Source organism: uncultured Aquincola sp. (assembly GCF_964001545.1).
Lineage (GTDB): Bacteria > Pseudomonadota > Gammaproteobacteria > Burkholderiales > Burkholderiaceae_C > Aquincola.
Genome location: NZ_CAXFDV010000274.1, coordinates 1 through 5,211, shown reverse-complemented (window position 1 = coordinate 5,211; position 5,211 = coordinate 1). Strand labels below are relative to the sequence as shown.

7 protein-coding genes are annotated in these 5,211 nt (G+C 72.1%); 5 read left to right on the top strand and 2 right to left on the bottom strand.

The window, feature by feature from the left end; genetic code table 11:
* From ABNT58_RS09585 to ABNT58_RS09565, 5 genes are all read left to right on the top strand, one after another.
* The coding region (locus ABNT58_RS09585; RefSeq protein WP_348753262.1) for an FAD-dependent oxidoreductase at positions 1–468 on the top strand (468 nt) is incomplete at its 5' end.
* Complete coding sequence (gene thiS, locus ABNT58_RS09580) at positions 465–677, top strand: sulfur carrier protein ThiS (RefSeq protein ID WP_348753261.1); 213 nt, start codon at positions 465–467, stop codon at positions 675–677. The genes ABNT58_RS09585 and thiS, both read left to right, overlap by 4 nt.
* Before the next feature lies 1 nt (position 678).
* The gene (locus tag ABNT58_RS09575) at positions 679–1,491 is read left to right on the top strand and encodes a thiazole synthase (protein ID WP_348753260.1); all 813 of its coding nucleotides are present in this window, start codon (positions 679–681) and stop codon (positions 1,489–1,491) included.
* Positions 1,488–2,432, top strand: coding sequence for a thiamine phosphate synthase (gene thiE / locus ABNT58_RS09570; protein ID WP_348753259.1), 945 nt, complete (start codon positions 1,488–1,490; stop codon positions 2,430–2,432). The genes ABNT58_RS09575 and thiE overlap by 4 nt, the downstream gene beginning before the upstream one ends.
* Before the next feature lie 90 nt (positions 2,433–2,522).
* Complete coding sequence (locus ABNT58_RS09565; RefSeq protein ID WP_348753258.1) at positions 2,523–3,056, top strand: PEP-CTERM sorting domain-containing protein; 534 nt, start codon at positions 2,523–2,525, stop codon at positions 3,054–3,056.
* A 23-nt stretch (positions 3,057–3,079) separates the two neighbouring features.
* Here ABNT58_RS09565 and ABNT58_RS09560 read toward each other — a convergent pair whose 3' ends face one another.
* Together ABNT58_RS09560 and ABNT58_RS09555 are read right to left on the bottom strand one after the other, a co-directional pair.
* Positions 3,080–3,757, bottom strand: a complete 678-nt coding sequence (locus ABNT58_RS09560; RefSeq protein ID WP_348753257.1) for a 3'-5' exonuclease — start codon at positions 3,755–3,757, stop codon at positions 3,080–3,082.
* Between the two features lie 8 nt (positions 3,758–3,765).
* Positions 3,766–5,211 (bottom strand): DUF294 nucleotidyltransferase-like domain-containing protein (locus ABNT58_RS09555; protein WP_348753256.1); only part of this gene is annotated, 1,446 nt, incomplete at its 5' end.

The following is a 5,211-nucleotide window of genomic DNA, read 5'->3' as shown; positions in this document are numbered from 1 at the left end:
GGCCGCCGCTTCGACCATGTGTTCGACGTGCGCGGCCTGGGCGCCCGGCCCGCGCTGCCGGTGCGTGGCGTGCGGGGCGAGGTGGCCTGGGTGCAGGCCCGCGGTCTGGTGCTGCACCGGCCGCTGCGGCTGCTGCATCCGCGCTGGCGGGTGTACCTGGTGCCGCGGCCGGATGACGTGGTGCTGGTGGGCGCCACCGAGATCGAATCGGAGGACCGCTCACCCGTCTCGGTGCGCAGCCTGCTGGGGCTGCTGAGCGCGGCCCACAGCGTGCTGCCCGAGCTGGCCGAAGGCCGGGTGCTGCACCTGGAAACCAACCTGCGCCCCGCGCTGCCCGACAACCTGCCTTGCCTGCACGCGCAGCCGGGGCTCACCCGCATCAACGGCCTCTTTCGCCACGGCTGGCTGCTGGCGCCGGCGCTGGTGGAAGAGGCCCTGGCCGCACTTGCTTCGGAGACTTTGGCATGACCGACACCATCCACGTGCAGGTGGGCCACCAGCAGCACGCGCTGCCCGCTGGCTGCAGCCTGGCCGCGCTGGTCCAGCAACTGGGCCATGCGCCCGACAGCGTGGCCACCGCCATCAACGGCGCCTTCGTCGCCCGCGCGCAGCGCGACCACCATGCCCTGGCCGATGGCGACCAGGTGCAGTGCTTCAAACCCATCACAGGAGGTTGACGTGACCGACCCACACACCCCGCCCGACGACGCCCACTGGCAGCTGGCCGACGTGCCGCTGCGCAGCCGCTTTCTGCTGGGCACCGCGGGCTACCCCTCGCCGCAGGGGCTGCAGCAGGCCATCGCCGCCTCGGGCACCGGCGTGGTGACGGTGGGCCTGAAGCGCGAGCTGGCCGGCGATGGCGGCGGTGCCCAGGGCGCCTTCATGGACATCATCCGCGCCAGCGGCGCCCGGCTGCTGCCCAACACCGCCGGCTGCCGCAGCGCGCGCGAGGCCGTGACGCTGGCCCACATGGCGCGTGAGCTGCTGGGCACCCACTGGATCAAGCTGGAAGTGGTGGGCGACGAGCACACGTTGCAGCCCGACCCGGTTGAACTGGTGGCCGCGGCCACGCAACTGGTGCGCGACGGCTTCGAGGTGTTTCCGTACTGCACCGACGATCTGGTGAGCTGCCAGCGCCTGCTGGACGCGGGCTGCCGCATCCTGATGCCCTGGGGCGCGCCGATCGGCTCCGCGCAGGGCCTGCTCAACCCCTGGGCACTGCGCACGCTGCGGGCGCGGCTGCCGGGCGTCACGCTGATCGTCGATGCCGGGCTGGGCGCGCCTTCGCATGCGGCGCAGGCGATGGAGCTGGGCTTCGATGCGGTGCTGCTCAACTCGGCGGTGGCGCAGGCGGGCGACCCGGTGCGCATGGCGGCTGCCTTTGCGCATGCGGTGCGCGGCGGCTGGCTGGGCCATGCGGCCGGGCTGATCGCCGCGCAGGACATGGCGGTGGCCAGCACCCCGGTGGGCGGCCGCCCGTTCGACCTATGAGCCCCGGCAATACCTTGCAAGCCGCCGTGGCCCAGGCCTTCGGCGTGGCCACCGACACGCCGCTGCAGGCGGCGCAGCAGCTGGGCTTCGTGGACCGCGAAGCCGCCATCCTGGCGCAGATGTTCGAAGCCCAGCGCCGCCGCACGCCGGCGGGCACCCCGCTGGCCGGCTTTGCCTTGCGGGCCGAGAACCTGCCGGTGCGCCCGCCCTTGCAGGCCTTTGCGCCGCTGGCCGAGCGCTCGATGGGCCTGTATGCCATCGTCGACAGCGCCGATTGGGTGGCGCGGGTGCTGCATGCTGGCATCCGCACCGTGCAGCTGCGCATCAAGCAGGCGCCGCCGCAGGCACTGGCCGCGCAGATCCGCCGCAGCGTGCAGGCCGCGCAGGCGGCGGGGGCGCAGCTGTTCATCAACGACCATTGGCAACTGGCCATCGAGCACGGCGCCTACGGCGTGCACCTGGGCCAGGAAGACCTGGACAGCGCCGACCTGGACGCCATCCGCGCCGCCGGTCTGCGCCTGGGCCTGAGCACCCATGCCTACTGGGAGGTGTGCCGCGCCTGGGCCCTGGGGCCCAGCTACATCGCCTGCGGGCCCATCCATGCCACGCAGCTGAAGGTGATGCCCTGGACACCGCAGGGCGAAGGCAACCTGGCCTACTGGTGCGCGCTGCTGCAGGCGGTGCCGGTGGTGGGCATCGGCGGCATGGACGCGGCCCGTTGCGCCGAGGCCATGCGCTGCGGCGCCGATGGCGTGTGCGTGGTCAGCGCCATCACCAGTGCGGCCGACCCCGAGGCCGCGATGGCCGCGTTGCAGCAGGCGGTGCACCAGGGACAAGCCGCGCCCAGGCGCCCGGTGCCGGCCTTGCCGCGACCCACCTTGCGGCGTGAGGTGGACCGGCCCGGCGTGGTGCGCTTCGTGCACCCGTCAGCACCTTCGTGAACTCTGTGGGCAAATGATCCCTCTCTCCACTGCAATGCGAAAGCTGGCACCCAAAATGCAATTGTCAGTTTCTATTTGAAAGGAAACCACATGGCCATTGCATTGACCTTTGCGCGCACCGCTGCTGCCCTGGCTGTCACCCTGTCGCTCACCGCGCCGGCGCATGCGCTGCGTACCTTCGATTTTTCGTTGGGCAGCTTCGGCAGCGGAGTGCTCACCACGACGGACACGGCCGACGCCAATGGCTACTTTCTGGTCACTGCCATCCAGGGGCAGCTCTACGGCAACGCCATCACCGGCCTGCAGGCCACCGGCACGCCGGTGCCGCTCAACGACTGGCCGGTGGACAACCTCGTCCGTGCCGACGGCGGTTTGACCACGCAGGGCATCGGCTTTTCGGTGGCCGATGGGCGGCGTGTGAACGTTTACCTGAACACCTGGTGGTCGCCGCCCACCGTGGCGGTGTACGCAATCGATTCAGGCGGCGACACGTCTTCGGCGATCGGGGTCAGTTGGCGCACCACGCCGGTGGCCAGCGTGCCCGAGCCCGCCAGCGCCGCACTGGCACTGGCCGGGCTGGCGGTGGTGGGTGGCGCCACCGTGCGCCGGCGGCGCGCGGGCTGATCCGGGCGCGGCTGTGGCGGCGCTCACGGCGCCGCCAGCAGCGCCCTCAGCTTGAGAAACGCCAGCGCCGCCATCGTGGCGTCGTTCACCGCGTCATGGGCCTGGCGGGTGGGCAGTTGCAGGTCGGCCATCAGCGTGGCCAGGCGCAGGTCGATGGTGGCGCCGTGCTGGTAGGGCGGCAGCTGGCGCTGCTTCCAGTCGTGGTACAGCGCGCTGATCTCGATGCAGGGTTGCGGCAGGCGCACGCCCAGCATCGGAAACAGCGCGCGGTTGATCAGCGCGACGTCGAATTCCAGGTAGTAGCCCACCAGCGGCCGCGGGCCGATGAAGTGCAGCAGCCGGTGCATCGCTTCGTCGATGGGCAGGCCGCCGGCCACGTCGCGCTCGCGCAGGCCGTGCACCTTCACCGCCTCGGCCGAGATGACGCGCGCTGGCCGCACCAGCAGGTTCAGCCGCTGGCTGGTCAGCACCCGCTGGCCCTGGATGCGCACCGCGCCGATGGCGATGATCTCGTCCTTGTGCGGGTTGAGGCCGGTGGTCTCGCAGTCCACCGACACCCATTCGTCCGGCGGCGGCGCGTCGTACAGGAAGCGGTAGCGCGGGTCGCCCAGGTGGTACAGCATCCAGGCACGCACCAGCGCGCGCCACGGGGCCGACCAGGCGGCGGGCGGTGCGGGCAGGGCGGTGCTGGCGCGGCGCATCCACTTGTCTAGACAAGATCGAGCCGAAAACGCTGGTCGAGCAGCGCCTTGAAGCGGCGCACCACCTCCAGCGTGTCCTTCAGCAGGTCGCGGTCCAGCGTGCTGAGCCTGCTCACCGCGATGCCTTGCGCCGGCTGGCCCAGGCGTTGAGCCTCCAGCCCGGCGCGCAGCCGCAGCGTCATGAAGAAGTGCAGGCTGTCCACCAGCGCGCCGGCCAGCTCGGCCGGCAGCCGGTGTTCGGCGGCCAGTGCCTCGATGCGTTCGGCGGTGCCGGTGGCGCCGATGCGGTGGGCCAGCGCCAGCGCCCGCACGCCGTGCACGATGGGGAAAAGCCCGGCCTTCTTGATGTCCAGCCGCTCGGCATCGTCGGCGCGGGTGAGCAGCCGCGTCCACCAGCCGCTGCGGCCGTCGAAGGCATGGATGGCGGCTGCAAAGCGGGCGAGCAGCGCGTCGTGGTCGGGTGCCGCCTCCAGCAGTGCGGTGCGCACGCCCTGCAGCAGCCGGGCATCGCCGCACACCGCATGCGCGTCCAGCAGGATGGCGACCGACATCAGCTGCTCGGCGGTGGGGGCCAGCAGCCAGCCGCGCACACGCTGCACCCACTCGCTGGCGCTGGCCCGCCAGGCCGGCTGGTTGACCATGATGCGGCCCGGGCACTCGGGGTAGCCAAAGCCGGCCAGCGCGGCCGAAAAGCGCTGGCACACCGCCGGCAGGTCTTCGGGCGGCGTGTAGCCGTCGGCGAGCACCAGGCCGTTGTCCTGGTCGGTCTTCAGCAGCTGCTCGCCGCGGCCTTCGCTGCCCATCACGAACAGGCAGCTGTGGGCCACCAGGTCATCGGGCGCCACCAGTCGCCAGGTGCGCTCGAACAGCTGGGCATTGAGCGCCTGCACCAGCCGCGCGATCGGGCCCACCGGCGTGCCGCCGCCATGCAGCAGCCCCACCAGCTGCTGGATGCGCTCGGCCGGGCCGGCCAGCGCGGGCAGGTCGGGGGCCTCCAGGATCTCGCGTGTGATCAGGTACGAGCGGTTGGACAGGAAGCTGAGCATGTCCACCTGGTCCAGCGTGCCGTGCACGCGGGGCGGCGCGCCTTCTTCGGCCGGCGCATCGGCCACCACCAGCCGCCGCACGCGGTGGCGGATCATCGTGGCCTGGGCCTCGAACAGCCAGGCTTGCGGCGCCACCGTCACCAGCTGCCAGCTGGCCAGCCGGCCCACCGGCAGCTGCTGCAGCGGCGTGCCCTGCAGGATGGCGCGCTGCAGCCCGGTGGTGGTGAAGATGCCCAGCCGCGGCGGCGTGCGGCTGTCGTCGCGCACCAGCACATGGTCGGTGCGGTGCTCGGCGAACACCCGCACCACGGCCACCACGTCGGTGGCCGCGTCCACCTGCTGCACCGGCCGCACGCCGGCCTGCTGCACCCGGGCCATCGCCAGCGACTGCATCTGCCGCTGGCTGCC